Source organism: Acinetobacter sp. CAU_H_S139_7, assembly GCF_058599305.1.
Genome location: NZ_CM178651.1, coordinates 1,594,433 through 1,613,838, shown reverse-complemented (window position 1 = coordinate 1,613,838; position 19,406 = coordinate 1,594,433). Strand labels below are relative to the sequence as shown.

Sequence of the window (19,406 nt, the reverse complement as noted above, 5' to 3'; positions counted from 1 at the left end):
GGTATATTGTGTGAAATCTGTACTGGTTATTTTAACCCAAGCCAATTTGAACTCTTTGCAAGTGCATGAAAGCCTGTCTGCAACGATGGTTCTCGCGACTTTTGGCTGTGAAGTCAAAGTCCTATTACAAGATGCTGCGCTCAGCTTATTAAACAATTCTCAGTCATTTGAACCCTTAAAACATGCATTTAAACTGGCTTCAAACATGGTTGATAGCTTTGAGTTTTATGACCTGAGCCCAATTTGGATTGAAACCAAAAATCAAGCTTCTGCCTTTGTTCAACAAACCGAGCAAGAAATAGAATGTATTGAACTTAATGCCAATTTAATACAACAGTTTGACCATGTATTGTATTGGTAAGGAGCCAGCTATGAGCAAAACACTTTATCTCGTGCAGTCTCCATTTTCTGCGACAGAGCTAGCGCTGAGTAAATTACAAAACCTGTATCAATCAGGGGATGATGTGGTTTTAATGGGAGATGCAGCCCTGTATATAGAGCATACTTTTATTCAACAGTTGCCTTGTATATTTGTGCTTGAGCAGGATGCTGAAAATATCGCTGCTGCCCATCCGAGTAACCTAGAAACCATCAGCTATGCTAGGTTTGCTGAGCTATGCTTAAACCATAGTCGTTGTATCAGTTTGAAATAGTTTTGAGTGTTTAGATGAATTTAGAATTAGACCAAGATGGTCATTTGGTTGATTACACCATTTGGAATCAAGAGGTTGCAAAAGATTTAGCAAAATCTTTAGAGCTTGAATTGACCGATTGGCACTTTGAAATCCTCATAGCAGTGCGTCAATTTTACCAACAGTTTGGACACTCACCTGCAACACGTCCGCTGATTAAGTTTTTAATGAAAACAGTCAGTGCAGACATCAATAATGCCATACTGCAAGAAAAGTTTAATACTGGGCTTGTAGCGCGCCATCTGAGTCGTTTGGCAGGCGTGCCAAAACCTGCAAACTGTTTATAAACTTAAGCTTGTTTAACGTCTGATTGAGCAGCTAAAGCATCGACATAAACCTGTGTCGGTATCGCTTTGATGTCTTTGGCATGTATGGCATCACCACATTCGTTACAAACCAAATGTGGCTGAATGCTATGCCCACAGGTTTTATGGATAAATTGTACGGGACGACCTAAGCCCTCGTCCATCCATTGATCGGCCCATGTTGCCATGGACATCAGCACTGGGTATAAAGCCAAACCTTTTTCAGTCAGACAATATTCAAAGCGCTCTTGGCGATCTGTATAGGGTCTTTTCTCCAAAATATCATGTTCAACCAAACGCTTTAAACGCTCAGAAAGCACATGACGAGTGACACCTAAGTTTTGTTGAAAACTTTCAAAACGGCGTGCACCCAAGAATGCATTTCGTAAAATCAACATCGTCCACCGATCGCCAATCACCGACAGCGTTCGTGCAATTGAACACGGTTCTTCCCCGATCTCATCCCATTTCATTGTAAAAAAACCAAGTCTCTCTTAGTTCTAACGTTAAAAGATTTAAGACCATAAGAAAAGCTCTTTTTACCCAGCTTTTCTTATGTTGATTTAACATTTAAGACGGCTCAAAGATATCTGAACTTCATGAAGACCTAAGCACAGCTCATTTCAGTATTTTGGGGTTGGTCAGGGATCATAAAATCTTCCATTCCCAGCTCACCTTTTTGATATTCATTGAGACGTTTTTGAATGACATAAAACAGCGCTTTTTTGTGCGCTTTTGACAGGTTCATTTGTTGAAGTTGCTGCTTCAGATGCCCTAACAACACATCTGTTGGCTGGTTCTCTTCTTCCATCAAATACAAATAGCCAAAGATCGCACCACTTAATAGCGCTTCAAAAGAAAATCCGTTTGAAACATTGTACGCGACCGATGAAAATACACGTTCAAAAGCACTCAACTTACGCAGTGGATCACGCCCAACCCGACTACATGGGTCTTTATAGGCATACTGACAAGATTGATCAAAACTTCGTGCTAAGCGCGTTAAATCATTTTTGCGTTTTGGCAGGTAATGCGCCAGACCTTGCATCACTTCTGCAAGCAGTTTTTCAACGTAATACTGCACTCGCGGGTCGCCCATCGCTACACCAATAGTCTGATGCCCGAGTAGGCTCGCATACCACGCAGTCATGGCATGTACACCATTCCATAAACGGTTTTTAATAAGCTGAATATCTGAAATTTGATCTACCAAGATCATTTGACGCATTTTACTGAGTAAGGGACTTTTGTTTTCCACATAGATCGGCATATCCATTTCAGCATTGAAAAGGATTAAATCCATATGCTGTAAAATATGACTCGGTTGGAAATTTTGTCTTAAATCTTCTACATATTCACTGGCACGGCGCTCTTGCTCTGCACTCAGTTTACTGACATCTTCAACTTCAATTTGATTACTCTCATCATCAAGTTGATATTGCTTAAAAATGTTGTATTTAATGCACAGTTGACGATAAAGGTTTTTATCGCTCAACTTAGATACCATACGGTTTACTACCGTATCGCAGAAATAGTGTTGCTCTAAAATAAAGTCAGCAACAGCATGGTTTGTTAACTCTACCAATGCTTTACGTACCTGCTCTAGAACCAACTGCTTAGCACCAATTTTATTTAAGATAATTAACAGCGTCAGTGGAGTTTTAACTTGCTCATCTTGCGCCAGATAGCGTGCATAGAGGCCCTGTGCAATGGTTGCAGCTTCACTGGCTAATGCATTTTCAGCTAAACAAATCGCAATTAAACTCGACTCGACGTACATGGCATGCATCTGCTGTAAGTCTTCAGCATCGATAATATGCATATTTTCAATACGCTCATCATAAGACACTTGCCCATAGCGAATACAATACGCCCCAAAAGCGTTTACAGCTGAACGGTATAAACTGTTGCGTGTAGACGCATAGATTTTTTTAGGACGCGTATAGCCATCCCAATGCGACAAGATTTGTGCAATATAGCCTCCGCCAATGGCGCCAAATCCATGAATCCCCACAGTTAGTTGATTTAAAGTTTGAGGAAAGCTTTCTTGTAAATTAGGCATTTCCAGATGCGAGCTATAGATATCTAATTCCGTTAGATAATCATACATATTTTCAAAATAATAATTGGCATGTGCCAACATGCTTGCATTGGGTTCCTTAATATCTTTGAACAGTACACAGATACCCCCAGCATCATGTGCCGAACGGATACCATTTTCAGAGTCTTCAAACATAAAACACTGCGCAGGTTCAAGGTTTAGTTTTTGCGCTGCACTTAAAAAAATTTCAGGATGTGGTTTCCCCTTTTCAACCTCATCACCACAGACCAAAACATCAAAAAACTTATAAACATTGGCATTGATTAAATACTCTTCAGCAATCGCTCTTCGACTAGACGTCGCCACGGCCATACGTAATCCTGCTTTACGTAAGCGTTCTAGAACTTGTACCAAACCTTTTTTAATCGGCACACCATATTGGCGCACTGTATCTAATTCTAATTCATCTGCTCGCTTACGAATCTCTGCATAGGGAACTTCCTGTCCATATTGCTTTTGCGCCAAGGCTTCCGCACTTCGAGCGCTTAAGCCTAAACATGCCATAAGGTAGGCATCTGAAAACTCGACCCCAATTAGCTCTTTGGATGCCTGTTGCAAGGTTTGAAACCGTAAACGCTCGGTATCAAACATTGTTCCATCCATGTCAAAAAGCGCACCGTGCACAATATCATTCTTAAATTTAAACATTTAGCCTCCGTTTTTATGTTTGCACTTAGACTATACAAAAATCGGGCACAGAGACTTTGATCTGATTTTATGAAACATTTTTGTTTACTTATTAATCAATAAATTGGTATTTAGACATTTTTTTGTAAACATAAGGTAATACTAGGTAATCAAAACGTAACCAGAGTGATCATTTTTTAATAAAGCGTGTCTGAAGATGAAATATCTAAAAATGAATTTGATCTTTATATTCATCAATGATCGATAACCATGCACGAGTTGCGGGATTCATCACTACGGTTGAATTCCATGCCATATTTAAGTTCCAACGCAAGCTGGGTTGTTTCACTAAACTGACACTGAATTTTGCGCGATCTAACTGCTCACAATAAATTTGCGGCAATAAAGCAATGCCGACACCTGACTCGACCATTTTGGCAATAAAGTCCCACTGGCTACTTTTGCATAACACTTTGGGTTCAAAACCAGCCGCCATCGCAGCATCTAGAATCACATGATTTAAAGTAAAGGTGTCTGCATATAGTAGAAAGGATTCTTCTTGAAGTTCAGCAAACTGCACCACATCGCGCTTTCTCCACTGTGAATCGTAGTTGGAAAGCAAACACAACGGTGAATCGATAATTTGAATACCTTGAATACTGGGTTTTAACTCGCCCAATAAAATCCCAACGTCAATTTTTTTGGCCAAAATGGCTTCTTCAATGCCTGTCGCACCGACTTCTAAAAAGTTCAATTCAATGTTGGGATATAATTTGTGAAATTTAACGATTAAGGAACTCAACAATACTGAGCCTAAAGGTGGCAAACCCAACCTCAGCACACCTTGTTTCAGCCCACGAATTTGATCTGCTGCTTCAAAGATCTGTTGCTCCTGCTGCAAAATCTGCAGGGCATGCAGATAGACTTGTTCTCCCATATAGGTCAGTTTGACTTCTCGCTTTCGCCCTGCTTCACCTTTATGAAATAGAGGCAGTCCTATCTCGTCTTCTAATTGTTTTAAAGATTTACTAATAGTAGGTTGAGTCACCGATAGCTCCTCCGCAGCAAGACTAAAACTGTGACTTTTCACCAGTTGCACAAATATTTTTAGCGCTTTAAAATCCAAAATTATTCCAATTAAGCATAATTATTATTTTATTATTCATAATTACACGATCAGGTCAAACTTAAAATAACACCAACAACTTATACTCTGTGGCCTTCCGATGCGTTCGTTCAAATTGCCTTATCGTTCTACTCTTCAAATAGGTTTACTGATTGGGCTTTGGTATATCGGAACGCTGATACAAGTCGCCCTGTCTTTACCGATATCAGGTGGGGTCGTGGGTCTAACGCTTTTACTTATTTCTCTGTTAGCGGGTGTATTTAAGCTGGACTGGATTAAGTCAGGTTCGGATTTGCTTTTAGCTGAACTGTTGTTGTTTTTTATCCCCTGTATTATTGGCTTAATCAAATACAAACATCTTTTTCTTACCCAAGGTTGGCAACTGGTTTTCTCTATTGTCCTTGGAACCATTTGCGTGATGACCTGCACTGCCTACTGTGTTTTCTTGGGCTTTAAGCTTGAAGCCAAGTTTCAAAAAAAGCCCAAGCAGTCACATCAGTTGAAAAGTCACATTTAAGGAACAATCATGCATATTCATTTCGTTGCCTTGATCTGTTTTATCGGGACTGTACTGGCCTATCTTTGGGGTAAAAAGTTTTATCAAAAACATCCTTATGTATTGCTCTCACCAGCGGTTTTTATTCCCTGTCTGATTATTTTGTGTCTGGTGTTTTTCAACATCCAATATGACAACTATATGTACTACAGCAAATGGTTAGTCTGGATGTTAGGCCCTGCAACGGTCGCGTTTGCCATCCCGATCTATGAATATCGCAAAGTCATTCAGCAGCATGCTTTTTCGATTGCTTTAGGCATTATCGTGGGTATGTTGGTTGGCGTAGTCAGCTCTTTTTACTTGGCACGTTTGTTCCATTTTGATGCTGTGACCAGTTACAGTCTGATGAGCCGCTCTATCTCTACCCCTTTTGCCATGGAAGTCACGCAAGCCGTCGGAGGCTCAGTCGAGCTGGTGATTTTATTCACTGTGATTACAGGTATCGTTGGTGGACTCTTGGCTAACAGCGTATTGCTTGTTCTAAAATTGGATTCTAAATTTGCTCAAGGTGCATCATTGGGTAGTGCCGCACATGGTTTTGGTACCAGCACTGCTTTCAAACGTCATAAAGAAGAAGGCGTCGCGGCCTGCCTCAGTATGGTTTTGGCAGGTATTTTCATGGTGCTGTTTGGCCCAAGTTTAATTCACGCTGTCGTTTATCTTCTTGGTTAAACATCATCAATAAAGGATCTCATACCACACTACTGAGATCCTTGTTTACTTGTATGTGTTTAAAGCTAAAGTACAGCATCAGCCCCGTCATCAATGCCAATAAAAAATAATAGGGTAAATGCTGATTCCACTGATATAAGCCTGTACTTAACAACGGTGCAAAAACGAAACTCAGTGCTTGCGTAGCTGTGCATAAACTAGCAATTGTAGTTTGTAGCGTGGTTGGTGCGGTTTGGGCTGCCCCCGTGGTAAAAGCTGGGATTAAACAGGCCACGGCGATTCCGTAAAAAATATAAGCTGCTTGGAAAGTCCAAATCTGACTGGCACTCAGTGAAAGTAATAAACCCAAAACCATCGTCACAAGACCGACCCAAAGCAATTGTTTAATCGACCACTTAAACCATTTTGAAATCGCCAATTGCATCAAAACGAGCGCTATCCCCACAATCAATGAACACTGAGAAAAATACACTGCACTTTGGTAGGTATCAAAATGAAATCGATCTTGGATATAAAAACCAGCGGTTAAATTCAGGGTGACAATAGCGACATATAGGCTAAAGCCCAGCAATAACCAAATCCCTAACTTTGACCATTGCAGCTTTTCTGTAGACACGTCTTGTAATTTCGCTGTGGTTTCGTCCCGTTCTTGTGTCTGTGACGCTTGCTTCCCTTGAAAGCCTAGTACAATCCAAGCCGCCATAGCCGTTAGAATAGCCACTGCACCCCACAATGGTGTCAACATGCTCCATGTCAGCAATAATGTCGTCGCTAAAGGACCTATCACCACGCCTAAACTGTTCAGCGCGCCAAACTTCGCCATATTCTGGCTACGTTCCTGTTCACTGTGAAAAGCCGTCATGACATAACTCTGCAGCGCAATTTGTGGCATCGCCATAAAAAAGCCAGTACTGGCACGGGTCAATATCAATAAACTAAACAAAGCAGCAAATGAAATGGCATAACTCAGCCCATAACTGAGTACCGCCGCAAATAAGCCCCAAGTGATCGCCATACCGATAAAACCGATACTTAACAATTGATAAATGCTGAATTTTTGAGTTTGTTTGGAAATATAAATAGCTGAAATGGCCATCACCAAAGCACCAGCCGAAACCAATGCTCCACCTTGCAGTTCAGTCAGCCCCAGTTGCCGAATAAACGGTGCAAGTAAAGGTAAAATCATCGAAAAACAAGCGCCATTGGCAAGGCTGCCTGCAATAAAGATTTTGTTATTGCTATTCATTTTATTATTTAAACCATTTCTTAAAGCGAGATTACAAAGCAAAGAGGTAGCTGAAAGCTACCTCTGGTTGTGCAATTAATATTTTAATGTATAGCTCAAACCATAGGTTCGGCCTTGGGCAGGTAAGCTTGAAATAGCACCATAAACTGACTCCACAGCTTGACTATAGACTGATTTGTAGTCCGTATTCCAAACGTTATATACACCAAATCCGACCGTACCTGGACCTGCTTTGGCATTGGCTATGACGTCCATTGTTGCGAAACCTTTGATTTCAGCAGGAACCGTTGAACCGTACTTTACAGCATCTTTTTTGGCTTTATCAGTACCACCAATAGCAAGAGCTTGAACACGCAGGCTCATATCGTTGTTAAACTGCCACTCAGAGAATGCTGTACCTTTCAGTGGTGCAACACGGATTGCATCTAGCTCTTGCCACTTCCCTGCGGTATTTTTAAATTGTCCGCGGGTATAAGCCATGGTTCCACCCACTGTCCAATTTGGCTGTAGTCGATATGACAGATTTCCTTCAATACCATAAACGCGCTCATCGGTATCTAGTACTTCAATCGTGTAGTTGGGACGGCCAAACTTTAAACTTTTATCTGAGTCATTATAGAAAGTGGTGACACTCGCATTTAAACCATTTGCAGCTTGTACACGCCAGCCCAGCTCATAGTTATTAACTTTAATTGGATCAATAGTTTGACTATTCACAGTAAAACTTGCAGGTACATCACGAAGCATACGTTGAATATCAGGTAAACTTGATCCTTGAGAAAAGTTTGCAAAAACTTGTTGAGCATCCGTCAAATGATATACAGCACCAAGATTAAATAATGTTGCATCATGTTTGATCGTACCACCATTTAAAGCAATTGGTGTATATGTTGGAATAGCATCTGCAACCATCGCTTCACTGTAAGGAATCGAGTCCTGAACTTCACTATCAATACGCTCATGACGAATACCAGCTTGTAGATTTAAGCGATCCGTAACATCGAATTGAGTTTGTAAGAAAAGACCAAATTTCGACGTATCGACATCAGGACCAAAGACATATTCATTTTGTGGATCGAGTGTCAAACCATTACTCGCCATAAAGGTTCCAAGATTATATTGTTGTGCAGTCTGAGAACCCTGCTCAAAATCATAATCCATACCATAAGTTAGGTTCAGACTACGACTACCAAGATCAAAGGCTTTTTGTAAAGCTAGTCGAGCGCCCCATACATCAATATCCGTTTCCGATTGCGTTACGATATATGTGCCACCACTTGGAATTGCAGCATGCGCTAGATAATTTGCACTTGGATAAAAACGTCCTGTTTCTGAACGATAATAAGCTTCTGCATTTAATATCTGCCCTAATAAATCTTGATGCTCATATTGCAGATTGAAGTTCGAACGTTTGGTTCTTGGCTGAGTATCGAGATCTAAACCTTTTACAGCATTTAAAGTCGGCTCCGCACCAAATAGAACGGCTAAGCCTGTACCATAATCAGGACCATACTCACTATCTTGCTCATCATTATAATATTGCGCACCAAAGCTTAGCTTTTGATTGTCAGTAAATTGCCAACTTAGGCGACCATTCACATCGACAGTTTCTGTGTCTTGACGATCAGTCTGTGCAACTTCAGGTCCGATACGCTCACCGTGGCTATCTTGAAATTCGCCACGTTTGTTATAACTCGCACCCAAATAACCACTCATATCACCTTGATTAAAGGCAACCGATTGGAATGCTTCATATGCCATAGCATCGCTACGGATATTATCACCCGACGTCACACCGAGTTTAGATTCAAAGCTCAGTGCATCATCACTACCTTTTTTGGTAATGATATTGATAATACCGCCTGTCGCACCTGCACCATAGATACTACTTGCACCAGATACCACTTCGATACGTTCAATCGAATTTGGGCTGATACTATTCAACTGACGTGAACTATCACGAGAACCTGTCTGAGGCACGCCATCAATCATGTACTGCACCACACGACCACGCATGGTCATGCCATAGTTTGAGGTTGTTCCGCTACTCGGTGTAAGAGATGGAACCAGTGTTCCCAAAATATCGGCAATGCTCTTGCCAGCATTGGCCTGTTTTTCAATTTCAGCTTGGTCAATGCTGTAAACTGTCCCCGCAATATCCGCAATACTCTTTGCAGAGCGGGTTGCTGTCACCACAATCGGTGCAAGTTGTGTGGTTTCTTTTTGTTGGGCTTCAACACCGCTTGTCTGACTTGCTGAATTTGTTAGAACGTTATCTTGAGCATATAACTGTGTACATACAGCCAGTGTTAAACAAGTCAACTGCATAGGTAACATAAAACGGTTCATTTCTTTGTCCTTTTATTAAATTTCTTGATTCAACAGTTTTTGTTGAGTTTTTTGATGACGTGCAATGATGTATTGGCTCAGTAGTACACTGACTACAGACGCAACCGCCAACACCACATAAAAACGGCCATAGCCAAGTGATTTGGCTAAAAAGCCCGATGCCGCTCCCCCGATGAAATAAACCAGTAGCTCAAAGCACACTAAAATAGTGAAATCAGTGCCTGCCTGTTCTTTGGAACTGCTTTGCATGAAATAGGCATATAACGAAGTCATCGCGACATAACGAATCGCAAGCATGACAATGACAAATCCCCCCAAGAGCAAATGCCACTGGTTTAACCAGCCCAAAATAATGGCTGCACCAATCACCCCATACAACGCCGTTCGACACCACCCCGCCCAAATGAGCAACTGTGTAGCCTGAATTTTTTTCAATAAAAATGCGGCACTCACAGCAGCGAGCAAACCCACACCTGCGCCAATCACAGACATCAACACCCCAATTTGGGCAAGTGTCCATTTCTGATCAATCAGCATTGGATTGAGCATCGCCATTGCTGGTGCTTCCACCACGCGATAACACAGGATCAGTGCTAAGGCAGATAAAATTTCGGGACGTTTGAAAGCACGGACTAAGCTAGGCGATTGTTTGGCAATATTTGTCTGTTCGTTTGCATTTTCTTGAATATAAAAAACAGCAAACATCGTTAAAGCGGTCATGAGCGCTAAACACACCAATGCGCTTTCCCAGCCATAGTACTGGTATAGCCACAGTGTAGCTGCGCCCCCCAACATACTCCCCAAAGCGACCCCTATACTCTGAGCCATACTACCCAGGCGGTACTCAGATGCTGAAAAGGTTTCTACGGTATAACCATCTATGGCAATGTCTTGTGTCGCCGCAAAGCTTGAAATCCACAAGCCAATCACAACAAACACCACCAGTCCATAAGAGAACTGGGTAAATGCCAAGGCCAATACCCCAAGTACCAGTGCTACTTGTGTAAAGAGCAGCCATGTTTTTCTTTTACCTAACTTTTTGATATAAAGCCGGTCAATGAGTGGTGCCCATAAGAACTTAAACGCCCATGGAATATAAAGCAGCGACAGCATTCCAATCCAACGTAAGTCTACCCCCTGATGTCGTAAAATAGCGGGCAATGCCACATTGTAAAAATACAAAGGTAAGGCATGTGCCAGATATAAAACAATGACAACGGCTAAGCTCAAAGCTGAGATTTGGCGTGTTGCTCTTTGTGTATTTAGGTTTTGCATATCCACCTCTGCACTGCCCATTGCAGTGCATCAGAATGATCAAGTGTGACGTAGTAAGGCACCCGCCATGCAGCATGCAGCGAAGGTGTATTCAGTCGTTGTTGGTCGGTTGGGTCTTGTGCAATTCGAACCAGACCCAAGCAGTATTGAAAAAAAAGTTGTTTATACTTTTTGTACCAAGCTGCTTGTAGTTGGCGATATTCCTCAGGAAATTCCGTACCGATATCGGTTTGCATGACCAAAACAAAGTGCTGTTTCTTTAAGAAAAAACGTTCAACTTGACTGAGCCATTGTTCAAATTCGGCAACAGTGACATGCGCTGAAAAGCGCATGTCCATGATTTGTATATGTTCTGAGCTATAGCTCATGTAAGTTCCTCAGTCCTATTGAGTGGGTTATGGTTTTGCATAAATGCATTTGAATCAGTTAAATACCCTCCAAATTTTTCATAGAATTTTTGTTTAAAGCAGTAATACAACATGGCCGTTTTTTCAGGCATCGGGATCAAGCGCTGCGCCTCATAGCACATTTCTTCCACTACTGCGGCATAAGGTTTAACGGTGTGGTCAGGCTCCCCGACAATTTTGTCGGAAGGTGCATTTTCAAAAATATAAAAACCTAATAGCCGCATCACTGGACGCAAGTAGCCTTTGCCGAAAGCCGACTTTTCACCAAACAATAAATGCCAACCGAGGTCTAAATCATCACCATCGTAATAACGTCCTAGACGGTCACGCTTGCCTTCATAGATTTCGGTATAGCCCACATCCTGTCCATCCACCCCAACGATCAACAAACGGTGATGGTCATCGGCCAGCATTTTTTCAAAATACACCGCGAGATCAACTTCAGACTTATTCAGCTGCCACTGTGGAATAACATGAGGCTCATGCATCCATTTATGTAACAGTGCTAAGTCCTGCGGATACTGTACTTGGCGCAAGTAAAATTGCGTCTCATTCTCATAGTATTCGTAGAAATCGGGAAGTTGCTGTGAAAGTGTTTTCATATGGTAGCCTGCTAAATTTTTTGGTTTTTTATGATGCAATACGCTTTGTGGTTGTATCGTCAGTTGATTTAGATACCTGCGCTGACCATCGTTTTAAGGTTTCAGGGCTGACAGGATTGGCAATTGGATCTAAAAATACCGGGACAGGACGTTCTGCTTCGTCGTTGTAACTGGTGGTAAATAGACGCACTCGGTTTAAACAAATTTTTTCAAATTCGGCTCTAAACATGGCAAATTTTTCGATGCGTTCTGCCAACTCTGGATGTGCCTGATGAAAAGCATCAATGACAGATGAAATGGTTTGCCAAAATTCAACTTCGCTATGCTCAGGGTAGTCTTGTAGGAATACATTACAGATATAACGGTAATGCACCATAAACAGCCCAGTGAAAATAAAATGACTGAGTTCATGCGCAGGATGACGCAGTAAAATTTGCCCTTCGATAGGTAAACTGGCCAATTCTGGAAAGTCTTCATCAACCAAATTGACATCATCAATAAAGTCTTTCAGCACCATTTTCTGCGGTACGCCATTGGCATGAATAAGCATGGTATTTTCCCCATGTGGAGAAAAAGCCAAGCCATATTTGTACAAGCAGATTAAGAGTGGAGTAACAGAGACTTCCGCAAAGCGTTTTAACCACTGTAATGGACTCAAACCCGACGCCTGAATCAACACGGCTAATATCGACTGTCCGTTGATGTCTCGATGTAATAAAGCCGCTTGAGAAAGTGCCTGTTCACCTGTTCCAATCACTGGATCTACACTTTCACGCCACAAACAGCCAAACAGTTCTTTAAACTGATACGGCGCACCTTCAATCTGATCAAAACAAGGCTGATGAATGGTCAAAGTTGCCACTTCACCTAAGAATGCAACGCCTGACTGTTTCAAGTCTGAATCTTGAGATTGAATCTGCTTTAACCAAGCTGTGACGGCTGGAGCTGCTAAGTTTCGTTTAGACGGCAACCCACGATACACCGCAGTATTGAAGATACTGACAGGTAATTTGACATAATGACGCTCAGGCTGACTGATGTTGCAAAGCGTGCGAATCGACTGCATAGGTACATAGTCATCTTGCCCAACGCCTAGTTCAATAATGCGCCGATCCACGATTTCATTGGCATAGGTTGGCACTAACCATTGATGCCACTGCCATGCATGTACTGGAATGAGGAAATAATCACGACAAGAGCAACCTCTCTCATGTAATTTTTGTTCAAAATTTGCGAGTTCTTCTGCACTTAACTCATGTTGATAAAGTCTCCCTGCTTGCCACTCCTCGGTGGAACGGAACTCTGCCAAATCACGATGCACCGCGAGCCACAGCACTTTTACCGTTGGCGAAAGTTCAGGAGCTGCACTTAAGTAGTCGTCATAACCAAAACCCATACGACCTTTGCTCATAATCAACCACGGATGACCACGGAGCATGCCTTCAATTTCATGATGCGATGCGGTCAATACTGCTTCACTGCTTAAACGACTTTCATCAAATAAATGCGCCTCAGCTAACCACGTATTGTTCATTTCTTTGATGAGATATGCCTTGGTAAAAGGCTTCACTTCGGTTTGATTTGAAAACGCACGAATAAAAGTATGTAAGTTCCATGCAGGCAGGTCTTCAGCCACGCTCAACTCACGTACTGAACCCTCCTCAATCTGCCAATGTCCCAATAAATAGTTTTGTGCTTTAAAAGTATAGGTTTGACCATCCAACATGAGCTGATAACGATTATCCTTTAAATGGGTCACTTGAATAATTTCTTCATATAAAAATTCAGCAATCGCCATTTCAATTAAGCGCTGTCCTGCCAAACGCCACTGTTTCTGATTCACTTGAAGTTGTGCAAAGCTCATATGATTTTCTCGAATGTATAAGGCTGCATAGAGGGATGTGACCCTGTTTGTATTTTGCGCTGCTCAATATTTTTTGATTTAGGACTCGATGGTGTTAAAGCTGCTGTTCGTGTAGTGGATGTGTCATGCTGCACATACATTTCAGGGTTCTGCTCAGCGCTGAAATGCTGAAAGGTCTTTTCATTACTGTCCAGCTCATACAGCTGATAACCTAGTAGTTGATTGGCAATGGTCGCAGCACGAAAAGCGCCTAAACCTAAATCTGGTGTACCTACACCATGGCTGTGCATTTCTTGGTTTTGCACATAAATTTCCCCCATTGCTGTATGCTGCAAACGATAGTCTTGGCTCACCTTCCAACGCCCCGCTTGATCTGTTGCAATCAAGGGTTTTAAGTATTTAAAAAATGAAAACTCTGGGCTGTAATAACCTGTAGATGCCACTACAAAATCAGCATCTATATAAAAACGTTGCTCGGTTACGGTATGTTCAAGGCTCAAGCGAATCTGCTGACTTTCCACTAACTCAGCATCAAGCAACTGGATTTGTGCATGCAAATGTGTTGCTTGTGTAGCCGAGGCAATACTACGGTGGTAAAGTTTTTGGTAAATCTCACGTATGGTTTTGGCACTAATACCTTTGTACAGCAAGCTTTGATCTTTCAACTGCGCTGCTTTTTGTGTTTCTGAAAGTCTATAAAAATGTTGGGTATAGTTCGGACTAAAATGTTCCAAGCCCAAAGGTGCATATTCCATCGGGAAAAAGCCATTGGAACGCGTCAGCCAATGCAACTTAAAGTTAGCCGTTGCTACACAGTCATGTTGATACTGCTGATCGAACAAATCTAAAAAGACTTCAGCAGAAGACTGACCTGAACCTAAAACTACGACATTACCTTTGAGCTTGTCTTTTTTATGGGTTAAGTAATCTGCCGAATGAATACATTTTTCAGGGACTTGCTGTTGTAACTTACGCAGACATTCAGGTAGATAAGGCTGGTTTCCCGAACCAATCACCAAGTTTCGACACAAGTAACGAATAAAACGCCCGCCTTGCTCAACCACCACCTCAAAACCTTCGCTTTTGGCATAAATGGCCTTCACCGTCGATTGGTACTGTATATGACCCAGTTGATCTGCCACCCATTGGCAATAATGGTTATATTCACGGCGCGGAATATGAGGCTGCTCAAGGAAGTAGAACTTATATAAGCGCTGCTGTGATTTTAGGTAATTCAAAAAACTTAACGGACTGGTCGGATCGACCATCGACACCAAATCCGCCATGAATGGAACTTGCAAGACCGTATTGGGAAGTTGCATACCTGCATGCCAGTCGAACTGCACTTTTTTTTCAAAAAATAGATAGTGCAATTCTGTCTTTTCATGCAATAAACTGGCTAGGCTTAAGTTAAATGGCCCAAGGCCAATCGCAATAAAATCAAGCATAGAGAGCATCCTCTTGTTTGATATAGAGCGGATTGGCTAACGGAATATAGACAGATTGATTTTCAACGGGTGCAATCAATTCATCCAGTTCATATAAACGGGTCAGTAAGTTACCCTTATAAGGCAGCGTCGGTTGATACAACAGACTTTGAATCAAACTACTCTCTGAATATTGCTTCAACAGGTCAAAGAGGTGTTGCTGTAATATAGACAGTAAATCTTGCTCACTGACAAAACCTGTTGCACCGATGGCATTGATGATGCCAAACAAGGTATTGCCAAAGAAATAATAACTAAAGCGCTCATCGACAAAAGCCTTTGAACCTACCGCATGGGCTTTATCATTCAGTTCTGGAAATTGTTGTAAAATTTCATCTGCGAGTTCTTCGATATAATAAAAACCTTGATTGTCCCGTAGCCATAGCCACTGTGGCCAGCCATCTTTCAATTCAACCAAGACATTTTGCTGATGTGACTCAAAGGCCATACCATAACGATGGTAGACGTACATGAGTGGGCTCAGACTGATGTTTAAAAAGATCTTAAACCAATCATGAGCGATTTGTGCTTTATCATTTAACTTTTGTTGAGAAGCAATTTGATCAAATAATGCATTAAAACGATTACGTTCTTCTACGGGATGATCCTGACACAATGAAGCAATACACGTGACTTGCTGTTCGGGAATAAAAGGCTGATCACGCACAATACAAATCGTTTCATCGATGATTTCACCATCCAACTGAAGAGCAATCCACGCCGGATCATTCACCGCTTTTAGGCTTGGACATTGTTTTAAAATACTTTGCCCTAACTCACTGTGCCAAAGCCGATGCGTCATTTCACCGCGGTGACATTCTTTTGCTAAATTGACGCGGATAGAGTTGGTAATCATCACTGAAAGCGATGGTTTCAGCATCCACGGCGCGTTAAAACTCGCCAAAGTACGTACAGAAGTGGTTGGTGAAAATATCCATGCTTTTTCGCCCAAATCGATGATTTTTAGTTTAGCCTTTAAACTTTTAAACCATACTTTGCTTTGTAAATAGCGGGCTTGCCATGGATGCAGTGGTAGCAGCTTGTAATGTGCATATGTAGCTAAAGTCTCAAGTTCCGATTCAGACAAATGCCATTTGATTTCTTGTTTAAGTTGTATTGAAAAATCCTGCTCAAGCGCTGTTCCTTCTGCAATATATTCCGGTGCCACCAGCCAATAATACAGCTGGGTCTGACCACAAGCTTCTGGTGAATATTTTTGCCAGTCCTCATGGACAAAACCTGTTCGGCTTTTCGGTGCAGGATGCATGCTATGACCTAAAATCAAAGCCTGTTCAGACTCTATGAAACCTTGCTCAACCTGTACGAGCGCATCAAAATCTTCTGCCCGAATATTTAAAAACTGTTGTAATGCATCACGACTTTGAATCCAACGTTCAACCAAGGATGCTGCATCGACATGGCCTTCGGATTGTTGCACTAACTCTTCTAGTAGCAAACTAACCATGGCTACTGCGCTAAAGTTAAGCTTTTGGCCTTTTTGAAAAATTTGCGGTAAAGCCGCAATACGATGTCGCCCAACACGACTGACATAGCTTAATGGAACAAAAAGCTGTGCTTGGATTAAACTAAGCGGCAAAGATAACAGCGTCAAACCTTGGCTAAACGCGAGTTGAGTTGAATTTTGTTGATACTTCTCAAACAAGCTCGCCTTGCCTGTTTCTTGTGAGTATGCATTGACAAGATGCTGCATCGCCAAGCGATTGGCTAGCTCTTTCATCTGACCATTTCCTCTTTTTAAAGCTTATTCCAAGCTCATTTCATGTAATTATGTTTCTTAAAGGTGTTCACGTTGGCCAACGCTGCAAAAAGCATGTTAATGGTAATTATTATCATTTATCTTTGCAATTTTGTTTACTTTTGAAAAAATACGCACTAAACCAACATATATTATTGTTTTTTAATACTTTTAAAAATTTAATCAGTTTTTCTAATAAAGCCTATACGAAATTACACCATAGCTTTAAATGATAGTTTATGAATTTATAATTGATTCGAACTATAAAATTTCCCTATATTTCATAAGGAAAAGCCCATTCAGTCACCTGAATGGGCTTTCATTTGTGCTCAAATTAATACTCAAAAGAGTTCAAGGCTTAAATCAAATAGGGGTGAAGCAGCGAAGACGCCACTGCTCTTTATTCATCCAGTACATCTGCAAAAGTGGCTGAAAGTACTTTTGCTAAATCCTGAGGTTTTAAACCGATATCTAAGCCGCGCTTCCCCCCACTGACATATAATTTTTCCAACTGTACTGCGCTTTGGTCAATCACGGTTTTTAACCTTTTTTTCTGTCCAACAGGACTAATCCCACCGACCAAATAACCGGTCAGTCGTTCTGCATCTTTAGGGTCGGACATTTTTAGTTTTTTTGCCCCCACTGCCTGTGCAACTTTTTTCAAATTTAACTGATGGTGTACAGGAAGAATCGCAACAAAATAGTTTTTTTCGTCGGTCACCAACAGTGTTTTAAACACCTCTTCGACACGTAGATTTAATTTTTCTGCGGCTTCGAGCCCGAAGCTTTTTGCATTAGCATCATGTTCATATTCATGAATAGAAAAATCGATTTTATTGGCTTTTAAAAGTTTGGTTGCAGGTGTCATTTCTGTTCAATATTTTCACTACATACTCGGCATTATATGCCTATTCAAAAAGAAAGTTTAGCGGTACGCCTATCATGAGCATCGAACTTACAGGCACTCAACGAATCAATGACTGTAAGTCCGATGTCAACTATGTATGCAGCTTGTTATCTCTGAAATATCCCAGTTTAGTCAGCACTTAATCCAAATTTCTTAAAGATTTGAGCACGGCGCTTTGGCAAAATATTGGCTTTGGTCAAATCACCTTCGTAGTGATCAAACACTCGTTGATCCATCATTTTAAACCACAGCTTTGGAATTAACGCTGGAATTAACATGGTGGCATAACCACTCGGTAGCTCTGGGGCTTCATCAAAATGTCTTAAGGCCTGAAATGGGCGGGTTGGATAGGCATGATGATCTGAATGGCGTTGTAACTGGTATAAGAATAAGTTAGTCACAATGTTGTTATTATTCCAGCTGTGTTCAGGCATGGTTCGCGCATAGCTGCCATCTTCCTTTTGACTACGCTTTAAACCATAGTGTTCAATATAATTAATAATTTCAAACAGACTCACACCATAAAATGCTTGTGTCACCAGATATGGCGTCACTTTTTTACCAAACAATTTCAACATGACTGCATGAAAACCAGCACTCATCGCCCATCCATGAAACAGTTCATTTTCTTTGGAGAAGAAAGACAGTCCTTTTCGTTTTAGGCGTTTATGTTCAATTTCAACTGCTGACTTCAATCCACCAAAAACGGTACGCGGCCAAAACTCATAAAAAGTCTCCCCCATTTTCGATGAAGCAGGATCTTCTGGCGTCGCAGCACGTTTATGGTGCCCATAAGGATGCTCAATGCGGAAATGGTTGTAGACCAACGGAGCTAAAGTCATATGCGACCAATAATGATCTGATTTTTTAGGACGGTGACACAGCTCATGTGCTGTATTCACTGCTACTCCATTAATTGCCCCCATGGAAACACCCAATAATATTTGGTCGAGCATCGATACATTTTGGCGAGTCACCACATAACCTGCAAACAAATTGGCTGCCATTTGTAGCGGAATGAACAATTTCACAATACGGTCATAGTACGGGTCATTTACCAAGACCTTAATTTCATCATCCGAAGGATTATTTTCATCTGCACCGACCAGACCATCTACCGCAGGAATAATGACATGCAGTAACAGCGGCCCACCCAAAGCGAAGATTTTCTTAGTGGGTTTCGGACCAAAATGATAGCCCGCTAAAATGCCCATGCCAATCACAGGAAGCCCAGGACTCAATAACCAACCAAAACGCTTTTTATCGATCCCTGCTGCATTTTTGACGACCACGCTAGCATTCGTCATTTTCACTGATGCATTCATTACCATTCTTCCAATTTTCTTGTTATGCCTTTATATTTCTAGAAATGGGACATAAAGAACAGTTGCTAACGTCCAAGAAAACAGCGTAATCGTCCTTGGCCTGAAATGA

Annotated in this window: 18 protein-coding genes; 5 read left to right on the top strand and 13 right to left on the bottom strand. The window is 41.5% G+C overall.

Features of this window, described 5'->3' with window-relative positions; translation table 11 throughout:
• The first annotated feature begins 10 nt into the window (after positions 1-10).
• Genes AC4MC0_RS07940 through AC4MC0_RS07930 form a run of 3 tightly spaced genes read left to right on the top strand, consistent with a single transcriptional unit; the run spans position 11 to position 979 of the window.
• Positions 11-361, top strand: coding sequence for a hypothetical protein (locus tag AC4MC0_RS07940; RefSeq protein ID WP_491887456.1), 351 nt, complete (start codon positions 11-13; stop codon positions 359-361).
• A 10-nt stretch (positions 362-371) separates the two neighbouring features.
• Positions 372-653: a DsrH/TusB family sulfur metabolism protein gene (locus AC4MC0_RS07935; RefSeq protein ID WP_279678081.1), complete on the top strand. Its 282-nt coding sequence runs from the start codon at positions 372-374 to the stop codon at positions 651-653.
• 14 nt (positions 654-667) lie between these two features.
• Positions 668-979: a TusE/DsrC/DsvC family sulfur relay protein gene (locus AC4MC0_RS07930; RefSeq protein WP_491887455.1), complete on the top strand. Its 312-nt coding sequence runs from the start codon at positions 668-670 to the stop codon at positions 977-979.
• A 2-nt stretch (positions 980-981) separates the two neighbouring features.
• On the opposite strand, the gene AC4MC0_RS07925 is transcribed toward AC4MC0_RS07930, so the two are convergent.
• From AC4MC0_RS07925 to AC4MC0_RS07915, 3 genes are all read right to left on the bottom strand, one after another.
• Entirely contained in the window at positions 982-1,470 is a 489-nt protein-coding gene (locus AC4MC0_RS07925) for a winged helix-turn-helix transcriptional regulator (RefSeq protein ID WP_491887454.1), read from the bottom strand.
• A gap of 134 nt (positions 1,471-1,604) precedes the next feature.
• Complete coding sequence (mtlD, locus tag AC4MC0_RS07920) at positions 1,605-3,746, bottom strand: bifunctional mannitol-1-phosphate dehydrogenase/phosphatase (protein WP_491887453.1); 2,142 nt, start codon at positions 3,744-3,746, stop codon at positions 1,605-1,607.
• Between the two features lie 205 nt (positions 3,747-3,951).
• Complete coding sequence (locus AC4MC0_RS07915; protein ID WP_491887452.1) at positions 3,952-4,851, bottom strand: LysR family transcriptional regulator; 900 nt, start codon at positions 4,849-4,851, stop codon at positions 3,952-3,954.
• Between the two features lie 100 nt (positions 4,852-4,951).
• Between AC4MC0_RS07915 and AC4MC0_RS07910 the strand changes: the two genes are divergently transcribed.
• Positions 4,952-5,368 (top strand): CidA/LrgA family protein, encoded by a 417-nt coding sequence (locus AC4MC0_RS07910; protein ID WP_491887451.1) that lies wholly within the window; start codon positions 4,952-4,954, stop codon positions 5,366-5,368.
• A 9-nt stretch (positions 5,369-5,377) separates the two neighbouring features.
• Complete coding sequence (locus tag AC4MC0_RS07905) at positions 5,378-6,079, top strand: LrgB family protein (RefSeq protein ID WP_078425627.1); 702 nt, start codon at positions 5,378-5,380, stop codon at positions 6,077-6,079.
• 19 nt (positions 6,080-6,098) lie between these two features.
• On the opposite strand, the gene AC4MC0_RS07900 is transcribed toward AC4MC0_RS07905, so the two are convergent.
• The 10 genes from AC4MC0_RS07900 to AC4MC0_RS07855 all read right to left on the bottom strand — a co-directional run bounded on the left by AC4MC0_RS07900 (position 6,099) and on the right by AC4MC0_RS07855 (position 19,297).
• The gene (locus tag AC4MC0_RS07900) at positions 6,099-7,325 is read right to left on the bottom strand and encodes an MFS transporter (RefSeq protein ID WP_078425628.1); all 1,227 of its coding nucleotides are present in this window, start codon (positions 7,323-7,325) and stop codon (positions 6,099-6,101) included.
• Between the two features lie 75 nt (positions 7,326-7,400).
• Entirely contained in the window at positions 7,401-9,674 is a 2,274-nt protein-coding gene (locus AC4MC0_RS07895; protein ID WP_419283211.1) for a TonB-dependent receptor, read from the bottom strand.
• Positions 9,675-9,689: 15 nt separating this feature from the next.
• Positions 9,690-10,949, bottom strand: a complete 1,260-nt coding sequence (locus AC4MC0_RS07890; protein ID WP_491887450.1) for an MFS transporter — start codon at positions 10,947-10,949, stop codon at positions 9,690-9,692.
• Positions 10,937-11,317 (bottom strand): hypothetical protein, encoded by a 381-nt coding sequence (locus AC4MC0_RS07885; protein ID WP_114837024.1) that lies wholly within the window; start codon positions 11,315-11,317, stop codon positions 10,937-10,939. Before AC4MC0_RS07885 ends, AC4MC0_RS07890 begins: the two co-directional genes overlap by 13 nt.
• A complete protein-coding gene (locus AC4MC0_RS07880) occupies positions 11,314-11,958 on the bottom strand; it encodes a GNAT family N-acetyltransferase (RefSeq protein ID WP_005399548.1) in 645 nt (214 codons plus the stop codon). The genes AC4MC0_RS07885 and AC4MC0_RS07880 overlap by 4 nt, the downstream gene beginning before the upstream one ends.
• A 28-nt stretch (positions 11,959-11,986) precedes the next feature.
• Complete coding sequence (locus AC4MC0_RS07875) at positions 11,987-13,822, bottom strand: IucA/IucC family protein (protein ID WP_491887449.1); 1,836 nt, start codon at positions 13,820-13,822, stop codon at positions 11,987-11,989.
• A complete protein-coding gene (locus tag AC4MC0_RS07870; RefSeq protein WP_491887448.1) occupies positions 13,819-15,270 on the bottom strand; it encodes a lysine N(6)-hydroxylase/L-ornithine N(5)-oxygenase family protein in 1,452 nt (483 codons plus the stop codon). The genes AC4MC0_RS07875 and AC4MC0_RS07870 overlap by 4 nt, the downstream gene beginning before the upstream one ends.
• Positions 15,263-17,047, bottom strand: a complete 1,785-nt coding sequence (locus AC4MC0_RS07865; protein WP_491887447.1) for an IucA/IucC family protein — start codon at positions 17,045-17,047, stop codon at positions 15,263-15,265. Before AC4MC0_RS07865 ends, AC4MC0_RS07870 begins: the two co-directional genes overlap by 8 nt.
• Positions 17,048-17,465: 418 nt before the next feature.
• Positions 17,466-17,933: a Cys-tRNA(Pro) deacylase gene (ybaK, locus tag AC4MC0_RS07860; RefSeq protein ID WP_005399552.1), complete on the bottom strand. Its 468-nt coding sequence runs from the start codon at positions 17,931-17,933 to the stop codon at positions 17,466-17,468.
• Positions 17,934-18,100: 167 nt separating this feature from the next.
• Positions 18,101-19,297, bottom strand: coding sequence for an alkane 1-monooxygenase (locus AC4MC0_RS07855; RefSeq protein ID WP_010326608.1), 1,197 nt, complete (start codon positions 19,295-19,297; stop codon positions 18,101-18,103).
• Between the last annotated feature and the right edge of the window lie 109 nt (positions 19,298-19,406).